Annotated in this window: 19 protein-coding genes and 1 pseudogene; 7 read left to right on the top strand and 13 right to left on the bottom strand. The window is 57.6% G+C overall.

What is annotated here, in order from left to right; genetic code table 11:
- Positions 1–34 precede the first annotated feature (34 nt).
- The 13 genes and pseudogenes from GVL52_RS16260 to GVL52_RS16200 form a co-directional block, all read right to left on the bottom strand.
- Positions 35–451, bottom strand: a complete 417-nt coding sequence (locus GVL52_RS16260; protein ID WP_160008898.1) for a hypothetical protein — start codon at positions 449–451, stop codon at positions 35–37.
- 294 nt (positions 452–745) lie between these two features.
- The gene (locus tag GVL52_RS16255; protein WP_160008896.1) at positions 746–1,801 is read right to left on the bottom strand and encodes a hypothetical protein; all 1,056 of its coding nucleotides are present in this window, start codon (positions 1,799–1,801) and stop codon (positions 746–748) included.
- Positions 1,802–2,250: 449 nt separating this feature from the next.
- Positions 2,251–2,907, bottom strand: coding sequence for a GntR family transcriptional regulator (locus GVL52_RS16250; protein WP_160008894.1), 657 nt, complete (start codon positions 2,905–2,907; stop codon positions 2,251–2,253).
- A gap of 60 nt (positions 2,908–2,967) precedes the next feature.
- Positions 2,968–3,738 (bottom strand): ABC transporter ATP-binding protein, encoded by a 771-nt coding sequence (locus tag GVL52_RS16245; RefSeq protein WP_160008892.1) that lies wholly within the window; start codon positions 3,736–3,738, stop codon positions 2,968–2,970.
- Positions 3,738–4,559, bottom strand: coding sequence for an ABC transporter ATP-binding protein (locus tag GVL52_RS16240; protein ID WP_160008963.1), 822 nt, complete (start codon positions 4,557–4,559; stop codon positions 3,738–3,740). The genes GVL52_RS16245 and GVL52_RS16240 overlap by 1 nt, the downstream gene beginning before the upstream one ends.
- Positions 4,560–4,564: 5 nt before the next feature.
- Positions 4,565–5,398 carry an ABC transporter permease gene (locus tag GVL52_RS16235; protein WP_160008890.1) on the bottom strand — a complete coding sequence of 278 codons (834 nt, stop codon included), beginning with the start codon at positions 5,396–5,398 and terminating at the stop codon, positions 4,565–4,567.
- Positions 5,399–5,426: 28 nt separating this feature from the next.
- Positions 5,427–6,467, bottom strand: a complete 1,041-nt coding sequence (locus tag GVL52_RS16230) for an ABC transporter permease (RefSeq protein ID WP_160008888.1) — start codon at positions 6,465–6,467, stop codon at positions 5,427–5,429.
- Positions 6,464–8,062 (bottom strand): ABC transporter substrate-binding protein, encoded by a 1,599-nt coding sequence (locus GVL52_RS16225; RefSeq protein ID WP_160008886.1) that lies wholly within the window; start codon positions 8,060–8,062, stop codon positions 6,464–6,466. Before GVL52_RS16225 ends, GVL52_RS16230 begins: the two co-directional genes overlap by 4 nt.
- A 30-nt stretch (positions 8,063–8,092) precedes the next feature.
- Complete coding sequence (locus tag GVL52_RS16220) at positions 8,093–9,286, bottom strand: dipeptidase (protein WP_160008884.1); 1,194 nt, start codon at positions 9,284–9,286, stop codon at positions 8,093–8,095.
- Positions 9,287–9,346: 60 nt separating this feature from the next.
- Entirely contained in the window at positions 9,347–10,531 is a 1,185-nt protein-coding gene (locus GVL52_RS16215; protein WP_160008882.1) for a dipeptidase, read from the bottom strand.
- Positions 10,532–10,583: 52 nt separating this feature from the next.
- Positions 10,584–11,372, bottom strand: a complete 789-nt coding sequence (locus GVL52_RS16210) for an aldolase (RefSeq protein WP_160008880.1) — start codon at positions 11,370–11,372, stop codon at positions 10,584–10,586.
- A gap of 282 nt (positions 11,373–11,654) precedes the next feature.
- Positions 11,655–11,930: pseudogene (locus GVL52_RS16205) on the bottom strand (transposase); the annotation flags it as partial.
- Positions 11,931–11,997: 67 nt separating this feature from the next.
- Positions 11,998–13,146: a helix-turn-helix domain-containing protein gene (locus GVL52_RS16200; protein ID WP_244619200.1), complete on the bottom strand. Its 1,149-nt coding sequence runs from the start codon at positions 13,144–13,146 to the stop codon at positions 11,998–12,000.
- Between the two features lie 46 nt (positions 13,147–13,192).
- On the opposite strand from GVL52_RS16200, the gene GVL52_RS16195 reads away from it, so the two are divergent.
- The 7 genes from GVL52_RS16195 to GVL52_RS16165 all read left to right on the top strand — a co-directional run bounded on the left by GVL52_RS16195 (position 13,193) and on the right by GVL52_RS16165 (position 21,086).
- Positions 13,193–15,427, top strand: a complete 2,235-nt coding sequence (locus tag GVL52_RS16195) for a TonB-dependent siderophore receptor (RefSeq protein ID WP_160008876.1) — start codon at positions 13,193–13,195, stop codon at positions 15,425–15,427.
- A gap of 27 nt (positions 15,428–15,454) precedes the next feature.
- Positions 15,455–16,093, top strand: a complete 639-nt coding sequence (locus GVL52_RS16190) for an O-methyltransferase (protein WP_160008874.1) — start codon at positions 15,455–15,457, stop codon at positions 16,091–16,093.
- A gap of 52 nt (positions 16,094–16,145) precedes the next feature.
- On the top strand, positions 16,146–17,273 hold the full coding sequence (locus tag GVL52_RS16185) for an ABC transporter substrate-binding protein (RefSeq protein ID WP_160008872.1): 1,128 nt from the start codon (positions 16,146–16,148) through the stop codon (positions 17,271–17,273).
- 67 nt (positions 17,274–17,340) lie between these two features.
- Positions 17,341–18,549 (top strand): isochorismate synthase MenF, encoded by a 1,209-nt coding sequence (locus GVL52_RS16180; protein WP_200847837.1) that lies wholly within the window; start codon positions 17,341–17,343, stop codon positions 18,547–18,549.
- Between the two features lie 86 nt (positions 18,550–18,635).
- A complete protein-coding gene (locus GVL52_RS16175) occupies positions 18,636–20,186 on the top strand; it encodes a (2,3-dihydroxybenzoyl)adenylate synthase (protein ID WP_244619199.1) in 1,551 nt (516 codons plus the stop codon).
- 1 nt (position 20,187) lies between these two features.
- A complete protein-coding gene (locus GVL52_RS16170; protein ID WP_160008868.1) occupies positions 20,188–20,838 on the top strand; it encodes an isochorismatase family protein in 651 nt (216 codons plus the stop codon).
- Entirely contained in the window at positions 20,835–21,086 is a 252-nt protein-coding gene (locus GVL52_RS16165) for a phosphopantetheine-binding protein (RefSeq protein ID WP_160008866.1), read from the top strand. Before GVL52_RS16170 ends, GVL52_RS16165 begins: the two co-directional genes overlap by 4 nt.

The raw sequence follows: 21,086 nt of genomic DNA, 5'->3' as shown, positions 1-21,086 counted from the left end.
TATTGACCAATGATCAATTTCAATATTACTTCTATTATCGATGATTATCTGATTTGTTTTTGATCTCTTTTCTCATTTTTTGCGCACTTTTTACGCAATAATACTGATTCTGTTCAGTTGTGATTGCAATTTCCTGACCCCAGGGATTGCCGCGCATGCTATGCACTTTTGCGATGACTCGCCTAATTTGTGACCATCTGAAATCGTTCTCCGCCAGCAGATGGGAACCACGCAACACAAATTGTGAATACTTCCGCTCTATCGACCGACTGAGCTTCTGGAGGTGGTTTCCAACGCCGAAACCGCAAGGCATTGCATTCAGCGGCACCCTTGGGCCACTCACCTGATGACAAAATTCTGCATTATTATTCGCGCGAGGCGCGCTGATATTTTGGATTTCCGTGCAACTTTTCACTTCGAGCGAGCTTGCGTCGCGATGTGCGGCACTCATCCCATTGGGGCCGTTTCACCCTCGTATCGAGCCTGCTGCCACACCGTATCCGCCACGATGATGCAACCCAGAACACAACTTTGACGCTCCATTGCAACAGCAACGGCGCGTCGTGAAGTCTTTGATTAAGCGGATGCTCTGACGGCCGTCGCCCCACGACGGAGAAACGGCCCGCACCGCATTTGCTGTTGAATCCGACCGGCTTGGACTGCCCTGGCCCCGTGCGGTGTCGGATGTTTTCCCCGCCGCTGTTGACGATATACAAGACTGCGTTTCGTTGGCGCTGCCATTCGTTCAGAAGGAAACGACAGCAAGATGCGCGAATATCGTGGCCAGATCACTGTTCAGCCGCGCATCGTAAACGTAGAGTTCGGGCTCCGACCGTGAGCTCGTTGGCCTCACTCTGATGGTAATCCCTTCGCCTCCGCGATCGACAATCAAAAAACCGTAGGCTTTTGCGGCAGCCGCAATCGCCCGTCCTGCGTCGGTCACCAACCGCAGGTCCCCTACCTCTATGCTGGCCGGCAGCGCCAGACGCGACCCCATTGGCAGAGCGCCGGAATAGGGAACCGCATTGGTCATTGCATCGCGGTCGAGGGCGAAGGCGGGGTAGGCAATCTGTGGTGCCAATAGCTTAGCGGGCACGGTGATCGACATGGCATGTCTGATCCCCATGCCGATTTCCTCATCGACAATCGCTCCGGCGTAACTGGGCAGCATCGATGCGGTCTGGCCTCTCTGCCAACCGTCGCCCAGACCGGCCGGATCTGTCACCGAATAGGATAGTGCGACGATCGTCTGATCGGAAAGGACAATCGTGCCATAGATTTCAAGCACGCCGCCCGATGGTTGACGAATGGCGACATGGCCATCTGCGCCGGCAGGGGGCAAGAATTCTGATGACGGCACGTGGAACGTCGCCGCGCCAGATGTACCGTTCATCAACTGATTGTAGAATGGCGGCATGGTCCATCCCGACGTTGACGTCGATGAGAACACATTACCCGGAAACGGAAAGGTCTGAGACGACGACGCACGGATCGCCGCCTCTACATCCCGTGGGTTTCCGGACCTTCGCCAGGAACCGGCGAAAACCGCCATCCATGCCTGCGGATTGTAGAGAATGGGCACAAGCGGATCGCTTTCGCTTGCCTCGTAGTACGGGACAACCCAGTAGCCGTTCGGATCCCACGTATCAAGACCAACGGGCCAGCCAGCAGCAATGCCCGCCGATCGAGCGCTTGCCGTTGCGGGCACAGTGATATTCCAGGGTGACGCCGCGCTGAACAGCGTCTCACACTGTGCGGCGCACGCGGAAGCGAGGGCACTCATGAGGACGGCCCAGCGCAAGATTGACGGGCAGTATTTGCCGGGCTCTGAAGGCCTAACCTGGGTAGAACTTCGCCTGACGCTCACTGGACCCCTCTCAACTTCATTGCTGATTCCTGAGACGCTTGCGGCGCGCCTTCATAAGCGGCCTGCGCTTAAAGTCCGCATCTATCTCCGCTCACGACCTCAATAGACGGGTGCTGCTTCAACCACCGCGCAGCGCTAACCACACTTCGCTCTTCGAGAATATCCATGACTTTGGCCGCAAGTGAATGCAATCGCCGAGACCCAGCTAGTGAACGTTTGCTACCATGATCTGGCTACGCCGAATGTCGATTAGACCTATTTTATGTCGGCCATCTGGTTCGTCACAGCCTCATCCGTCTTAAATGCCGCGATGAAAATAGTTTCCACATTTTCGACCACAATACGAATTTAATCTCCGTTGACCCCGGTTAGTCAACTGTCTTTTAAGCAGGTCTGCGCAGGCTCATCGGCACCGTGATATGTGCGAAAATTTCCTTCTCGACCGGAGCCCAGCGCCCCTCTCGGATAAGGTTTTTCAGGATGACGTGATCCTCAATTGCTCCCGCGTAATTGTATGCCAACACGGGTTCCTGCGTCATGAACACGAAGGTGACGCGGGATAGCACCTCCCAAACCGGGCGAAGTGTTACGCTCTCGGACAAATCGATGAGGCGGCCGTGAAACAAGAGGTCGGCCCGGCAAAATTCAAGGCGATCGCCTACCATCGCCGCCCGTTTCATCTGCTCGATCGGCTCATCCAGGCTGGAGAGAATTTCCGGGCGTCCCTTCACGATCGGTAGCAAACGCCGCAGTGCAATCCGCTCGACAGAGAGCCTTACCTCCTGCGCCTCGGAAATCTCTTTTTTGTCGAAACCGATGATGAAGGTGCCGCGGTTGGGTTCGGTCCGCACCACGCCTTGTGCTTGCAGCAAGCGAAGTGCTTCGCGGAGCGGAATTCGGCTGACGTTCAATGTGTCGCAAAGCTCTTTTTCAAAGAGGCGGTCTCCCCGAGAGAGCTCACCGAGCGCAAGACGATCAACGATATGATCGGCGATCTGGTCGGGTAGATTTCGGTGATGAAATTGGCGATCTAGAGCCATAAGGTTGTCTTCGCCGATCTGTTTATCAATGAACTCGCTCGAGGCAGTTGATTGCGAACGCTATCTTGAGAGCTGGTTCTCGTCAAAGACAAGGTCGTTTTTTAGCGCGATTGCCAAAAGATGTTGTGTGTATGGATGCTTAGCCTCGCCTGCCAGCAGATTATCGACGGTAATCGTCTCGACCATTTTGCCATCCTGCATGACACCAATCTCGTCGCAAAGATGGGCCACCACAGCCAGATCGTGACTGACAAGGACGTATGTCAGCCCTCTTTCCGTCCTCAGTCGGTCCAAAAGATTCAGCACCTCCGCTTGGACAGAAACATCTAGCGCCGATGTTGGCTCGTCGAGCAGAATGACTTGCGGTTCCATGATCAGCGCTCTTGCGATTGCAACCCGCTGTCTTTGTCCGCCGGATAGCTCGTGCGGATATCGGCTTTGCGCTGTTTCTGGGAGGCCGACATCCACGAGTGCCCGGCGAATACGGTCCGCGCGATTGTCGAAAGAATGCAGCCTAAGCGGCTCGTCAAGTATACGGCCTATTCGGTGGGCGGGGTTCAGGGAGCCGAAGGGATCCTGAAATATCATTTGCACCTGCTTGAAGAAGCTCTTCTCAGGATTTTTCAGTGTTGAACCGCCAACAAGGATGTCCCCACTGCTTGCGCGCATGAAGCCGCTGAGGGCCCGCAAGATGGTCGACTTTCCCGATCCCGATTCGCCGACTAGCCCAAAGGAACTACCCTGCGTCACGGTCATTGAAACCTTGTCGACTGCCGTGAATGTCTTTCCACTGCGATTGAACTCGATCGTCAGTTCGCGCGTCTCTAACATCAGATGAAATCCTCCTTCGTCGGGAGCGGACGAACGCGTCTGGTCAAGCTTGGAACACATCGCAGCAGGTTGCGCGTATAAGGGTGCTCCGCATGCAGCAGATCATCGGAGGCGAGCTCTTCAACTATCTTGCCCTTGTACATGACGATCACGCGGTCACAGAACCTGCGGACCAATCGTAAGTCATGAGTGATCATCAACAATCCAACGTGTGATTCCCGTACCATTTCATCAAGGATGGAGATCACTTGTTCCTGGACGCTGACATCAAGCGCTGAGGTTGGCTCGTCGGCAATGAGCAGTTGCGGCTCCGTGACCAACATCATCGCAATCATTGCACGCTGGCCCATGCCGCCCGAAACTTCGTGCGGATAGAGATTGTACATGCGCTTTGGATCGCTGATGCGTACCGATGCAAGCATATCAAGTGTCTTTTCGGTGGCGCTCTTTGTATCGAGCGCCCCTGTGCTCTTGGCCGCTTCCACGATCTGTGCGCCGATCGTCATGGTCGGATTGAGCGAGAACTTCGGGTCCTGCATGATCATCGATATCCGCTTTCCTCGAATACCGCGCCATTGCCTTTCACTAAGCCCATTCAGCTCGATGCCATCGAATTCCAGGCGGTCGGCGTGGACCTTGGCCGACTTTGGCGAAAGACCGAGAATGGCTCTTCCCGTTTGCGATTTACCCGAACCGGATTCGCCGACGATCGCAACGCGTTCCTTACCAACAGTAAGAGAGACGCCATCGACGGCCTTGATTGTGCTTGCCCCATGTCCGAAGGAAACGGAGAGATTTTCGACGATTAGGGAAGGCTTCATTTCCATCATCGCCCGCTCCTCGGATCTAGGTTGTCACGCGCTACGTCTCCGAGCATGTTGAAGCTCAGGCTTAGCAGGCAGATAGCAATGCCGGGCACCGCAGCCACCCACCATTGATCAAGCAGATACCTCTGCCCGGCCGCAATCATCGCACCCCATTCGGCCGCCGGAGCCTGCGCCCCGAGGCCCAAAAAGCCGAGTGCGGCAGCCGTCAGAATGACACTCGAGACATCCAGGGTCGCGCGAACAATGACATTCGGTAGCGTCAGCGGCAAAATGTGGTGTCGTATGATGTAGAACGGCCCGGCCCCCTGCAGGCGGCACGCTGCAACGAAATCGCTGTTGCGCAGGCGCAACGCCTCGGCGCGTGCCAGACGCGCATAGGGCGGCCAGTTTGTCAGTGCGATGGCAACGATGGCGTTTTCAACGCCAGGTCCAAGCGCAGCTGCCAGTGCCAGGGCAAAGACAAGCTTGGGGAACCCGAGCGCCACATCGGTAATGCGCATCAGGATTCCATCGACCAGCCCGCCGAAATAGCCAGATATCACGCCGATCGCCAAACCCAGCGGCAATGAGATCGCCATCGACAGAACGGTTATCAGCAACGTCAACCGGGTGCCGAAGAGCAGGCGGGAATAGATGTCGCGCGCTTGATCATCCGTCCCTAGCCAGAAGTGCAGGCTTGGCGGAAGAAGCCGCTCGGTCTGAAGATCACCGCCGAAATAGGGAGAGTATGGGGCAAGAAAATTGGCAAACAGCGCGGCGCCAACGGTGAAGCCTATGATCAGCACAGCGATGAGAAGCGATGGCGATCGGAGCGATCTGAGAATTTGTTTCATTGGACTCACCAGTTCAAAATGCGCGGCATCAGCCGACCCGTGGATCGAGAGATGCCTGAATGAGATCGGCTATCCAGTTGACGACGATGAACATCGCTCCAATGAACAGCGTGCCGCCAAGAATTGCATTCATATCGGCATTTCGAAGGGAATTGGTCATGTAGGAGCCGAGGCCTGGCCAAGAGAAGACCGTCTCGGTCAGAACCGATCCCTCGAGGAGTAGGCCGAACGTCAAGGCGATCACTGTCGATAGGGACCCCATCGTATTTCGAAAGACATGCCGCCAGACGATCCTGTTAGCGCTCAACCCCTTCACTTTTGCCGTGATCACGTATTCCTGATTCATCTCGCTCAGCATGAGTGCGCGTGTCATTCTGCAGATCAGCGCCAGCGAGAAATATCCGATAACCAGTGAAGGAAGCACGAGGTGCTGCAGCGCGTCATAGAAGACATCCCACTGCCGCTCAAGAAGCGCATCAACGGTTGTCATTCCTGTGATCGGCTCCACCAGATACTCATAGGCAACATCAAGCCTACCGGGCCCTGCAGCCCATCCCAGTTTCCCATAGAGAATGGCCAGGCCCATCAGGCCGAGCCAGAACGACGGAACTGAATAGCCAACCAACGTGAAGACGCGGATTGCATGGTCACTGAAGCGGTCTTTTCGTACTGCAGCCAAGACGCCGAGCGGTACGCCCCCAACGATCCCAATCATGATGCTGGCTATCGACAGTTCCAGTGTTGCAGGGAACGCCCGCAATATATCTTCGACCACCGGCCTGGTCGTCAAGACGGAGCGGCCCAGTTCCCCATGCGCCAGCCGGGTGAGATAAAGCCAGAACTGCTCGAGAACCGGCAGATCCAAGCCCAGGCCCTCGCGAACGTGCCGATATGTTTCGGTCGAAGCCTGGTCTCCAACGATCGCAAGCACCGGATCGGTCGGCATAAGCCGACCGATCAAGAATGTCAGAAGCGCCAATCCGAAAAGCGGAATGACGAAGTTATAGACCAGGCGAAGAATCAATGAGACGACATTGGCCGCCGCACCGCTTCCAAACCAATTCTTCATTGTTTCGACGCCCCGCCGTATAGTGCGAATTTGGATGACATGACGAAGCCACTCACGTCAGTGCGAACGGCCGAGACGTCCAGCGGCTCGAACATCAGAAGGTATGGACCGTCGTCGAGGACTTTCCTCTGGAGCGTCTGATATATTTCTTCGCGCTTGATGGCGTCCTTCTCAAGAACGGCTTCGCCAACCATTTTCGTCAGCTCGGGTATCTCCCAACTCTGACGCCAAGCCGGCGACTTCAATTCGGTATTGTCCGAATTGTCAGGGTTGGACGCGAACGCCTCGGCATTCGAGTTCGGATCCGGATAATCCGATCCCCACTGCATCCAACCAAGCTCATGCTGCCGGGCGAACGTCTTTGACGTGACCTCTTTTGAATCCGCGCTGTTGAGCTTGGCTCTGATGCCGGCTTCCCCAAATGTCTTCAGAAGCGACTCGGCGATGCCAAGCGGTTCGGGGTGGTTCGGCACATCGATCGTGATATCGAAGCCGTTTTCAAGGCCCGCCGCCTTGAGGAGTTCCTTCGCCTTGGCAACATCCAGCGTATAGGGATTTTCGTCCAGGGCGCCAAGCTGGCCTTCTGGGAGGAACGTCTGGTGGACGACGGCCTTGCCCTTCAACAGCGTGTTCGCAAGCCCATTGTAATCGACAAGATATTTCAGTGCCTTGCGAACTTCCGGCTTGGCGAGATACTGGTTTTTCTGGTTCATTCCCAGACTGAAGATTCTTGGAATGGGATAGCTCTCGATTTTGATGTCTTTGTCATCGGCAAGACCGCTGAGTTCGGACGAACCAAGGCTTCTGGCGACATCGACGTCGCCTTTTTCGATCAAGATTTTCTGGGTGGCAATCTCCGGAACGTGCCGGTAGATAACGCGGTTCAACTTCACCTCGCCGCCGGTGAATTCCTTGTTCTTCTCAAGCAAAGCGATTTCATTGGCCCGCCAGTCCTTGATGACAAAAGGACCGGAGCCGGCCGAATGCGTCTTCAGCCAGCCATTGCCGTAGTCATTGTCGGCAGCATGTTCTTTAAGCAGCTTGCTGTCCACGATTGAGCCTACCGGCTCGGAGGAGATGCACTGCAGAACGAAGGTCGGAGCATAAGGCTTGTCGATGACCAACGTCACTTCGTCGTCGCCGGTCTTCTTCACTTTTTCAGCGATGTTGTTTTCATCTAAGCCGAACTGCCTAAGGATGAACGCTGGTCCACGATTGAGCACCACCGCGCGCTCGATTGAATAGACGACATCGTCGGCCGTGAGCGGGTTGCCGGATGCAAATTTCAGACCGGTCCTGATTTTGAACTTGAAGGTCAACCCGTCATCGGAAACGGTCCAGGAATCAGCAACCACGCCGGTAATTTTAGCGGGATCTGCAGGGTCCGTATCGACAAGCGTCTGGTACGCGTTGGCGATCATCTCGCTGGACGTGGCTTCCCAGCCTTCGGCCGGATCCATCGAGACGATGTCATCCATTTGCGTGGCGATCACGAGCGTGTCACGCGGTGTTCCGGCATAACTTTGAGCCGAAAACAGAATTTGCGAGACAGCAGCGATTGCCACTACGCTTGTTTGTGTCTTCCAGTTCTTCATTTTTTGTTCCCTTCTACTTTCTTCTTCGGTCTAATCCACTGCCAAGCGGGGCACCGGCCCCGCTCCGTCCTGAACCTCGGCCATCAGGCGTTTGAAATTTTCGGACGCAATCTTTGCCAGAGCGTCAAAGCTCCAGCCCCGCCGGATCATCTCCGCGAATATGTGCGGAAAGCATTCGACATTCTCCAACCCCTCTGGAGTCGGGCCGCCGTAAAAGTCGGAGCCGATCCCAATCGCTTCCACACCAGCCCGGTTGGCCATATACTCGATATGATCCACAAGTTCAGGCAACGTTCCCGCAACCCATGCATCTCCGCTTTCCTTCGCATGCGCCGCGATCACTGCGGCAGCACTGTCACCGCCGCTTGCCAGGCTGGGCCGGCTTGTATTCGTCGGCAGACCCTTTCCGTATTGGTCCTGGAGTTTCCTGTGCCAATCCCGCGAGGCCTGGCTGATGAAAGCCGGCACGAAGGTGGCCATGACCATGCTTCTTGTCGATCGGATACGATCAAGAATATCGTCAGAGACATTTCGCGGATGATCGCTGAGTGCGAAAGCATTTGAATGCGAAAGCGCGATCGGTGATTTCGTCACGTCGAGGACACGGCGAATTCCTGCATGCGAGACATGCGCGCAATCCACAATAATACCGAGCCTGTTGCATTCCCGGACCACCTGCTCGCCAAACGGCGAGAGGCCTCCGCTGATCGAAACGTCGGTCGCTGAATCCACCCAGCTTAAGCTCTCGTTGTGACACAGAGTAACGAGCCGGACGCCCAACCGATGCCAGCTAGTTAATAGCTCTAAGCTCTCTGAAAGCCCCACGCCCCCCTCCACCGCAATAAACGATGCGATCTTGCCGCGCGCCTTTGCCGCATCGATGTCTGCCACCGTCAAAGCGGGAAGGAAAACGTCGGGATAGGTCTCCGCGATGCGATGGATGAGCTCGATCTGCTCGAGAGTGGTGCGGATTCCGGGGCCTTGGGAGAGCGGTGGAAAAGCTGCCCAGATTTGCGCAGCCACCAAACCGGTGCGAAGGCTGGGAATATCGGTATCGCGGTTGTCCTTATGGACACGCAGATCGTATTTTGCCACGTCGCCCTGGGCATCTTTGTCTCGGCGTATGACCACTGGTAGATCGTTGTGGCAGTCTATCAGGGGGACCCGATTGAGAAATTCCACCGCCTTGGCAAAAGCATTGTCATTCGACCAAAATTTCGACATCGCTGCCCTTACTCGAAGCTTGACATAACGTGTTTACATTCGTGCTTGGACGTTGCTTTCCTAGCGCGAAGCGACGTCTTCTACGGCCGCGAACACGCGGACGAAATTCTGGTAGCTGATCTTGATGAGATCATCCTCTTGCCAGCCGCGTCGAATGAGCTCTGCGAAAATAAAGGGGTAGCATTCGACGGTCTCCATTCCAGGTGCGGCGGCGCCGCCGTAGAAATCAGACCCGATGCCGAGGTGATCCACGCCGATACGCGCGGCAAGATATTCGATATGATCCACGAGATCGAAGAGATCGCCAGACACCCATTTTGTGCCTTTCTGCTCCTCCATCGCGGCAATCATGTTTGCCGGGGTATCGGAAAACAGCGATGGGTTTTCGCAATTGGGATCGAACAAGACACTTGGCGTTTTGCCATATTCATCGTGAATGCCGTCGCGGTACCAATCGCACGACGCCTGGCTGAGAAAGTAGGGCACGAACGTCGCCATTATCATTCCGCCATTCTCCGCGATCCGGTCCAGCACGTCATCGGGAACGTTGCGGGGGTGGTCGGTCAACGAAAATGCGTTTGAGTGTGAAAAGACGACGGGAGCCGACGATGTATCAAGGACATGATGCATTGCATCAGCAGAAATATGCGCGCAATCCACGATGATCCCGAGACGGTTTGCTTCCCGGACAATCTCCTTGCCGAGCTCGGACAGGCCGCCAGATTTTGCTTCATCAGTCGCGGAATCAACCCAATCCAACGACTCATTATGGCAAAGCGTGAACAACCGCACACCAAGGCGGTACCATGTCGCAAGCAACGATGGCCGGTTGTCGAGGCCTACGCCGCCTTCGACCGCGATGATGGAAGCAATTTTCCCTTCGCTTTTAGCAACAGCTATGTCCGACGACTTGTAAGCAGCCAAAAATGCGCCTGGATACTTCTCCGGCAGTTGCGCAATCAACTCGATCTGCTCGAGTGTGATCGCCCAGGGCGGCCCCAGTTCCAGGCCGGGAAACGCAGCCCAAATCTGGCCGCCCACCAAACCCCGTTGAAGCTTGGGGATATCCGTGTCGCGTTCGGGAAGGTCGTGATCGAGTCGATATGCAACCACGTCGCCTCGCGCTTGCGGATCTGTTCTTATTACCAACGGAAGATCGCTATGACCGTCAATAAACGGATGGCTCTCCATCAGCTTGATGGCTCGAGCGTGCGCTTCGTCATAGATGCGATAATTGCGTGCCATAGTTACTCAATCCACTCGGTCGTAAGGAGAAACAAATTCAACGGGCGCAGCCTCACTGCGCATAATCAGGCTCACGCTTTCTCAGGATGCGATGAACGCTGTCGAGATGCCTTCTAGATGTCGCGGGCAAGGCCGCGTGCTCTTCCTCGAAAACCTTTTGTGCAATCTCAGGCCGGACCGGCTTGGTCTTACGCCCGGTGCTGAGCGCTTTGATTTGCACTTCGGCGGCGCGTTCAAGGAAATAGAGATCATCCCAGGCCTGAGCGATCGTCGGCCCGACGACCATGACACCATGGTTTTGCATAAAGACGACATCGGCGTCGCCGACGCTTAAGGCAATACGGTCGCCTTCGAGTTCATCAAGTGCCAGACCGCTGTAGTTCGTATCAAAGGCCAAGCGCCCATAGAATTTTAGCGACGATTGGATGGACCAATCGAAAGGCTCACTGTCAAGCATACTCAATGCCGTCGCATTGGGCATGTGAGTATGAAACGCGACGCGAGCGCGTGGCAGTAATTTGTGAATTCGAGCATGGATGAAAAAGGCGCTTCCCTCAGGCTGCCCATCGCCCTTGACGACATTGCCTTCAAAGTCGCAGATCAGGAGGGAAGAAGCCGTTACCTCGCTGAATGACAATCCATATGGATTGACCAGGAAGAGGTTGTTTTCACCCGGAAGCAACGCAGAAAAGTGATTGTCAATTCCCTCGTGCAGACCCAAGTGCGCGCACATGCGCAGTGCTGCAGCAAGATCAAGCCGCATCTCCTGAATCTCAGGCGTATCCAGATCAATATTAGGAATGTGGGACCGCATTGTCCGCGTTTCTAGCTCCATCGCCATAGCGCTATTCCCTCTTTGGGTGAAAATATTCACGGTCGTCGGCCGCTCGACGTTCGAAGCAAACCTAACCGAACAACATAATGTATACATTATGCGAAGCTAGGGTCAAGGCGCTTGGCGGCGAGTTTTATCAGGCCGTGAAGTGCGGCTGAAAGGCCAAGCCGGCGCCGCCTTCCGTCTGTGCTGTATGCGGCTGGAAGGGACAGCGGCCCGCGGTTCATTGCCGCCTTTATGGGCTTGGACGATTGGGGGGAAATAGTCACTGATACCAACCCTCATTGATCAGAACCCATGCGTGCCTTTCCGCCGCCCGATGGACATGATCTTCCATGGTTGATTTTGTAGAGTTGTCCAAGCGTGGCAGCAGTGATCGACGATGTGGTGGTAGGACGTGAAGACCCGGTTCGATAGCCAGTTTTGGCGCATGAACTGCCAGGTATTCTCGACGGGATTGCGCTCGGGTGATCTAGGCGGCAGGGGCAGGGTGGTGATGTTTACCGCAACGAGAAGAGTGTTGGACATATGCCAACCTGCTTGATCCATGATGAGAATGGGGTGCCCAGCCGCGTTGGGCTCGCATCCATTGCCTGTCGCGCCGGATGGATCAAACATTTGGTGAGGCCTCTCATCGACGTGATCGGGCTTCCCTGGGCGAAAATCCATGCAGCCTCTTGAATGCGGTGGCGAAATTCGCGGGGCTGGTATAGCCGGCGAGGTAGGCGGCCTGCGCGATGGTCACTCCATCATTTTCGAGAGCCGTTCTCGCCTGTCCCAGTTTCAGCGCGCGCACGTAATGGAAGACCGTCATGCCATGGGCAGCGTGAAATAGCCGCTGCAGCGTATTGACGCTCACGCCAGCTTCGACGGCGAGTTCATCGAGGGAAGGCGGGCTGTCGCAGTTTCTCAACAACTCCTCGGCACGTCGCAGCCGCTTGTTCTCGCTGGCACTCAGGCTGGTGGCGAGTGCAGGGGTAGGGCGTCTGTCGACTAGCAGGGAAAAGGCCTCGGCAATAATGCCGAGCGCGCGGCTCTCCATGTAAAGGCGTTTCAGGTAGGGTTCGAGAGGGGGCGGTTTGATTGCCTGCGTGGCCAATGCCACGAGTTGCGCGCTCGGGCGCCAGGAGCGCGCCGCCAGCCTTGTCGAGGTGAAGAGCTTCAGGCTGTGCGCGCCGGCGTCGCCGAAGACGTCCCCCGACTCCAGCCATTCCGGGAAAATTTTGATCGTGAGTTTGCGCAAACGATCGCCGACGGTCGCGCGGCGCCGGAACAACTCCTGTTCCTGCTGGTAGAACAGGGTGGCAGACGGAATCCAGTGGTCGGAGTTTTCGAGCCGATGCGGCATCGGAATATCCTGGTTGCCGATACTGGCGCTCACGCCGCCTTGGAAAAACAGCTTGATTCCCAAATGCGGTGCGGATTCGGCTTCGGTGTGGAGATCGCAAAGGTTGGTGACGTCAGAATAGTGAGCCGTCAGACCGTTTCTGATGGTCGTCTTGCTGAAAGTCCCGTGCAAGACCGTATCACCCGCGCCGATATTCGAGTTGAGCAGGCGAAACGTCTGATTTTCGGTCTGCATCTGCCCGAAGAATTCGTGCGCTTTGACCAGAGAGCTCATCCAGTGGTTATTCCCATACCTTGGCGCGGGCGCCGCGCGCCGTAACACAAACAAAAATGGCGTTTTCTCAAACGAGTTTGCAGTGGCCTTCCGTTCGTAAATCCATATAACAACAAACATGACAAATACAATCATCTTTGTGGCGGATCTTTCGATCATCTAGCTCGCCAAAAGAGTTCGCACGCGGTGCAGTCAAGGGAAACGAATGCTTTACAGACAGGCTCTTGCAGGATTGCTGGCGGGAACGGCGAGCCTTTTTGCGACCATATCGATCGCGTCGGCCGATGATCAGGACCCGACTGTCCTGAAGAAGATCACGCTGACATCCAATGGCATGAGGAATGAAGGGCCGATCACCAAGCATGCTCGTGCCGGCACCAAGACCGATACGCTCATCGCCGAAACGCCTCAGTCCGTGTCGGTGGTGACAAGTGCGCAGTTCACAAAGCAGGGGGCGACCAGCATATCTTCGGCGCTTCGCTATGAGCCAGGGATTACCACCGGCTCACGGCCCGGAGATCGCTTCGACAGCGTCTTCATCCGCGGCTTCGGCGGCTTCGGCCCGAATGCGAACTACGTCCACTATTGGGACGGCTTGAGGCTGCCAACCGGCATCAATTACAATGTCCCGTCGGTCGATCCCTACCTGATAGACAGCATCGAAATCATGCGAGGTCCGGCCTCCGTTCTTTACGGTTCCGGAAATCCCGGCGGTCTGGTCAATCTCGTCAGCAAGAAGCCCGAGGCTGAGGCTTCCCATGAGGTATTTACGCGTGTTGGCAACAACGGACGCGCCGAAACCGGCTTCGATTTCACGGGGCCGATCGATCAGGAAGGGCAGTTCCTCTATCGGCTGACCGGCGTCGGTCGTCTCTACGATCTCGGCTTCGACAATTCCGACAGCGAGCGCTTGGCGCTGGCGCCATCGGTGACCTGGTCGCCGGATGCCGACACGACATTGACGGTGAAGGCGAGCTATACGCGCGACCCGAACGCAGCACTCACCAACTGGATGCCGGCTCTGGGAACCTTGCAGACGAACCCCAACGGCCAGATCCCATCCGATTTCTTCAGCGGCAATCCAAACTACAATTCCTTCTCCCGCACCCAGGCTACGCTCGGATATGAATTCGAGCGTCATCTGAACGATGTCTGGACGCTGCGGCAGAACCTGCGCTTCATGCACAGCAGCAGTGAGTTCGAGGCCTATTCCGTTCCCGCTGGAGGAAGCGCATGGGCCGCGGCTGCAAGCTGCGGCGGCGTCGCCTATCTATGCCTCGGCCGCCAATCGACGCATTACATCGAACAATTCAATGCCCTTGCGGTCGACAACCAGGCGGAGGCTGATTTCGATACCGGGCCGCTCGAGCACAAGGTCCTGATGGGCCTCGACTACCAGCAGCTCGACGCCACTTCGACCTATGGCAACGGCGCGGTCACCTATATCAATTATCTCAATCCGGTGTACGAGAGCGCGCCGACCATCAAGATGACCGGACGACAGGATCAAGTCCGCCATCAGACCGGCGTATATGTTCAAGATCAGATGAAGCTCGACAACTGGGCGTTCGTGCTCGCCGGCCGTCGTGACTGGTCCTCGATCGACAGCACGACGACAACCCTTGCCACAGGCGCAGCGACCAATTCCGACACGCAGGATAGCGCCTTCACATGGAAGGCAGGCCTTCTCTACCAGTTCGACAATGGTGTCGCGCCTTATGCGAGTTATGCCACCTCCTTCGATCCCGCTATGGGAACCGGTTACGGCGGTACGACATTCAAGCCGACGACCGGCCAGCAGTATGAAGTCGGCGTGAAGTATCAGCCTGCCAACTACGACGCAATTTTCACCGTCGCACTCTATGACCTCACGCAGCAGGATGTGCTGACGACAGACTTGCAACACACGAGCACCAACACGACGCTGACCGGCTGCAGTTCGACTGTTTGCCAAACGCAGACAGGCGAAGTTCGCTCGCGCGGCATTGAACTTGGCGCGAAATTTGCGGTCACTGACAATCTCAGTCTCAGCGCCGCCTATACCTATGCCGATGTCGAGGTGACGAAGAGCAATGTTGCAAACACCGTCGGAAAAACGCCGGCGGGTGCACCCGAACACATGGCGAGCCTGTGGGGCGACTACACGATCGATTCCGGCGCGTTGGCCGGGCTCGGCTTCGGGGTCGGCGTCCGCTACATGGGCTCGACGAATGGCGATGCCGCCAATACTGAAGCGATGAAGGTGCCGTCCTACACGCTCTTCGATGCGGCCATCCACTACGACCTCGGTAATTACGATCCGCAGTTCAAGGGCTTCGAATTGGCGGTCAACGCGACAAATCTGTTCAACAAAGAATTCGTCTCCGCCTGCGCTTCGGCCAACCAGTGCTTCTACGGCACCGGCCGGACAGTCATGGCCACCGCCACCTACAAGTGGTGACGGGCGCGCACGGGAAAAGGATCAGTGATGAAACACGTGACGGATATCCAGATACGGCAATACGCGGTCGAATTCGGGACACGTCAGATCGATGTGCAGACCCTGGCGCTGCCCGACGGCAACATGGTGACTTCGCCGCCCGCCGGCCAGCTGCTCACGTTCCTCATGAAGACGCTCGGTGCAAGCCGGGTGCTGGAGATCGGCACCTATACCGGATACAGCGCTCTCGCGATGGCGCTGGCGGTACCGCCCGGCGGGCGCCTCGTCGCGCTGGATGCCAGCGAGGAATGGACGGCGATCGCCCGCCGCTATTGGCAAGAGGCTGGCGTCGCGGACCGCATAGCGCTGAAGCTCGGCGATGCCGTTGCATCCCTGAAGCGCCTTCTGGCCGAGGAAGGTGAGGCGACGTTCGATTTCACCTATATCGATGCCGACAAGGAAAACTATGACGCCTATTACGAGTACAGCCTGCGCCTGACGCGGCCGGGCGGGCTCATCTGCTTTGACAACATGTTCTGGGGTCGCTCGGTTGCCGATCCGCAAGACCACAGCGTCGAAACCGTGGCGCTACGCAATCTCAATCTGAAGATCCGCGACGACGAGCGCGTCGATATGTCGATGCTGCCGCTCGGCGACGGCATGACCCTGGTTCGTCGGCGATCCTGAAGAGCGCACCGCTCGCATCGACCGTAGAAGTCCCGACACTGGAATAGATGCAATGCCCAACACCAAACTCAGCACCAAGACACATTCCATTGCCTGCAAGCCGATCGCTGCGATCGCCTCATTGCTAATCGCACTGGCGCTGCCGCAGTTCGCGCACGCCGACATCATCATCAATGACCTCAAGGGGCGCACGGTCACCTTGGAAAAGCCTGCCAGCCGCCTGCTGGTCGATGACGGCCGCCTGATTTTGGCGCTCTCCTTTCTCACCGACGATCCGGTCCGCCTGATCGCGGCCTGGCCGCACGATGTCGATCGCTTCGGCCGCGAACTCTATGCCACCTATCAGCAGAAATTTCCGGCGATTGAGACCCTGCCGAAGTCAACGAGCAACGCCCAGGACATGCTTGTCGAGCAGGTCATGGCTGCAAAGCCCGACCTAGTGGTTCTGTCGCTTTATTCGCATCCGGCCGAACAGCAAATCGAGCAGCTCCATCAGGCAGGGATTCCGGTCGTGTTCATCGATTTCGTCGTCGATCCGGCCGCAAATTCGGATCAGAGCCTCGCGATTCTGGGCAGGATTATCGGTCGGGAAGCCGCCGCAGCCAAGGTCATATCGTTCCGCAAGCAGCAGAAGAGCTTGATCGCCGAGCGGATTGCCGGCGCCAATCCATCCAACAAGCCTGCGGTCTTCATGGAAACACACGCATCCACGCAAGAGCCGTGCTGCAACTCTCCGGGCACCGGCAACGTCGGCAAATTCATCGACTTCGTGGATGCGCGCAACATCGGTGACGTTCTCGTCGGCAGGCCGTTCGGCCAAATCAGCCTCGAATATGCCATTGCCTCGAAGCCGGACGTCTATATCGCCACCGGCGGTGAATACATGGCAAGCCGTGGCGGCCTTCTCATCGGGCCGCGCTACAGCGCCGAAGAGACTCATGACTCGATGGCGCAGCTACTCGCCCGAACCGGCTTTTCTGCGCTTCCCGCCGTCGAAAAAGGAACCGTTCACGGCCTGTCGCAACAGATCTTCAACTCACCCCTCGACCTGCTGGCGCTCGAACTGATCGCCAAATGGACCCACCCGCAGCTATTTGCGGACCTCGACATCGAAGCGGCGCGGCAAACGCTCAACGGCTTCATGGCGGTGCCGCTCACCGGAACCTACTGGACCAACTGAAAATCGCCAAGGCGCGCTGAGCATAGAAACAGATATCCCGAATCCACGACAAAGACTGGAGAGCAACATGGCACATCCCTTGATCTGGATCGATGAGGACAAGCAGCCGGAGACCGCGCTCGCCCGTCCTATTCCCTTTGTCCTCAAGACGGCGGGAGAGACGATGCTCGCACTCGGGCAGACCGGCACACTTGATAATGGGCCTCTTTGCAATCTCGCAGACCGCATCGCTGAATTCTTCGACAAGCAAACCGAGGGCCCCGATGTCCTGGTGGGCGCCCTGCCGTTTGATTCGTCCGAGACAGGTCATCTCATCCAGCCCGAGCGCGTGTTGCGTGTGCAGGGAAAGCACGACATCGCCGCTATTCCGGGATTGGGCGACCGTGCACCGTTGCGATCCGCGGCAGCCAAGATCCTGTCGGTCGATCCATATCCTGCCCCCGCCGACTTCGCCGATGCCGTTGGTGCGGCCCTCGACCTGTTGAACACGCCCGGCGCGGCCTTGCGCAAGGTCGTCTTGTCGCGCAGCTTGAAAGTCACGGCGAACCGGGATTTTGCCGTGACCGACCTGATGCGCAGGCTTTCCGTCGACGAGAGCGTCACGGTGTTCGCCACTCCACTGCCGGTTCGCACGCATCGCCCGCGCAGCCTGATCGGCGCGACGCCGGAACTTCTGCTCGAGAAGAGGGGCGGGCATATTGCTTCACATCCGCTTGCAGGGTCGGCCCGCCGTCATAAGGATGCGCAGCAGGATCGCGATGCGGCCAACGCCCTGCTTGGCTCTGAAAAGGATCGTCGCGAACATGAGATGGTGGTCGAGTCCATTCTGGACGTGCTGGCACCATATTGCATTGACCTTTCGACGCCTGATGGCACCGGGTTGCGGGCGACAGCCAGCATGTGGCATCTCGGCACGCGCATCGTCGGCCGGCTGAAGGACGCTTCTCTGTCGTCGGTCTATTTTGCGGCGCTGCTGCATCCGACACCCGCCGTTTGTGGTCTGCCACGCAGGCTTGCCCACGACCAGATCGTCAGCCTCGAACAACACAGCCGCGAATTCTATGCCGGTGCGGTCGGCTGGTGTGATTCAGCCGGGGACGGGCGCTGGTATGTGTCGATCCGCTGCGCTGAAGTCGATGGCGATCAGGCACGGCTTTACGCCGGCGCCGGTATTGTGCCGGGATCGACGCCGGAGGGCGAACTGGCCGAAACGTCCGCCAAGTTTCGTGCGATGCTGGATGCCTTCGGCATCGACGGCAGCAAGTTCGGCGTGTGAGGTCCGTCATGCTGGAATTGAAGCAAGTCTGGCCGCAAGAATATGCAGCCCGCTACCGTGAAAAAGGGTATTGGCGCGGGGAGACCATGTTCGGCTTTCTCGAGCAACGTGCCCGTGAGATTCCGGACCATATTGCCGTCATCGGCGGCGAGCAGCAGTGGACCTATGCCGAACTGCTGCGACGGGTCAATGAAAGCGCCGCCCGTTTCCTCTCGCTCGGGCTTCATCCGGGCGAGCGCGTCGTCGTGCAGTTGCCCAATGTCCCGGAATTCCTATCCGTCGTTTTCGGACTGTTTCGTGCGAATCTCATTCCGGTTTTCGCGCTGCCCGCCCACCGCATCACGGAGATTTCGCATTTCGTCGAGAAAGCGGAGGCGAGCGCCTATGTGGTCGTCGCAAAGGATGGCGATTTCGACTATCGCGTGCTTGCTCGTGAGGTAAAGGCGAGGGCCGCCGGCCTTCGCACCATTGTGGTGATCGGCGAGGCGGAGGAGTTCGATGCACTCGACCACCTGCCGCAGGCCCTCGTACAGCTTCCGCAGCCGCCTTCGCCGTCCTCGATCGCTTTCCTGCAGATATCGGGCGGTAGCACCGGTCTTTCCAAGCTCATTCCGCGCACCCATGACGACTATGTCTACAGTTTCCGTGCAAGCGCCGATATCTGCGGCCTCGATGAGGAAAGTGTTTTCATGGCTGCGCTACCGGTCGCACATAATTTTCCGATGAGCTCGCCCGGCGTCTTCGGCGCGCTTTATGCCGGCAGCCGGATCGTCATGTGTCCGTCCCCAAGTGCCGAAACTGCCTTCGCCCTGATCGAAAAGCACCGCGTTACGATAACGGGCGTCGTTCCGCCGTTGGCGCTCTTGTGGATGCAGGCAGCATCGGCATCGGTGCATGACATATCGACTCTCGACGTCCTGCTTGTCGGTGGTGCGAAATTCACGCCGGAGGCTGCCAGCCGCGTCCGCGAGACGCTGGGCTGCACCCTGCAGCAGGTCTTCGGTATGGCTGAGGGGCTTGTGAACTATACGCGGCTGGACGATCCGCAGGACATTATCGTCAACACCCAAGGCCGTCCGATCAGCCCGGACGATGAGGTGCTGATCGTTGACGATCAAGGTGAACCTGTCATGGACGGCGAGCCGGGACTGCTTCTGACGCGTGGACCCTATACCATTCGGGGCTATCACAACGACGACGCCGCAAACGCCCGCGCCTTTACACAGGATGGCTATTATCGCACCGGCGATATCGTGTCGCGCACCGCGGAAGGCTATCTCGTGGTGCGGGGACGAGCGGGCGATCATATCAACCGCGCCGGCGAGAAGGTCTCGGCCGAGGAAATCGAAGATCATCTCCTGGCGCACCCCGCGGTCTTCGATGCTGCCGTGGTGTCGATCCCCGATCCGTATCTCGGCGAACGAAGCTGCGCTTTCGTCATACCGCGGGGAGAGAAGCCGAAGACGGCGGCACTCAGGAGTTTCGTACGTGGCCGCGGCCTGGCCGAGTTCAAGGTCCCCGATCAGATCGTCTTCGTCGATGCCTTCGAGACGACCGCCGTGGGCAAAGTCAGCCGCAAGGTGCTTCGCCAGCAGTTGCGCCAACAATTTCTGAAGACAATACCGATGGAGGCCTGAGATGGGGCTACCGAAGATAGCAAATTACGAACTTCCCTCCGCTACCGAAATTCCTGCTGCGCGCGCAAAATGGGCCTTCGATCCCGGCCGCGCCGCGCTATTGATCCACGATATGCAGAACTACTTCGTCGCCGCCTTCGAGCGGAACGCTTCGCCGATTACCCCTGTCATTGCCAACATTGCGCGCCTCAAAGCCGCGGCCGCCGCGGCGGGCATGCCGGTTTTCTACACGGCGCAGAACGGCGGTCAGGATCGTCGCGACCGCGGCCTGCAGGCCGATCTCTGGGGGCCGGGCATGACCGGCGCGCCGGAGCATCAGCCGATCATCGATCCTCTGCGTCCGGCGGGTGAGGATATCGTGCTCGTCAAGCACCGCTACAGCGCGTTCCAGATGAGCAACCTTGCTCATCTGATGCAGGTGCGCGGCCGCGACCAGATCGTCATCAGCGGGATCTACGCGCATATCGGCTGCCTGATGACGGCGGGCGAGGCATTCCAGCGCGATATCAAGCCTTTCTTGGCGGCTGACGCAGTGGCCGATTTCTCGCGGGAGCGGCACGACATGGCATTGAACTATGTCGCGGCGACGTGCGGCATTCCCTTGACTGTCGGTTCTCTCGTTTCCACGATCGAGGCGAGGGCGGCCGCATGACGAAGCCTCTCAGCCTCGACCTCATGCGCCGTGACATCGCGGCGATGATCCATATCGATCCGGACGAGATCGGCGCCGATGACAATCTGATGGATCTCGGGCTGGACTCGATGCGGGCCATGAACCTCGTGCTGCTCTGGCAGGAGCGCGGCGTACAACTCGACTTCTCGGAACTGGCCACAGGCCCGACACTCGCCGGATGGTGGCAGTTCGCCAAGCGGCGCATGGACGCCATCGTGGAGGCATGA

The sequence above is a fragment of the Rhizobium sp. 18055 genome (assembly GCF_902706285.1).
Classification (GTDB): Bacteria; Pseudomonadota; Alphaproteobacteria; order Rhizobiales; family Rhizobiaceae; genus Rhizobium.
This window is presented reverse-complemented; position numbering and strand designations above follow the sequence as displayed.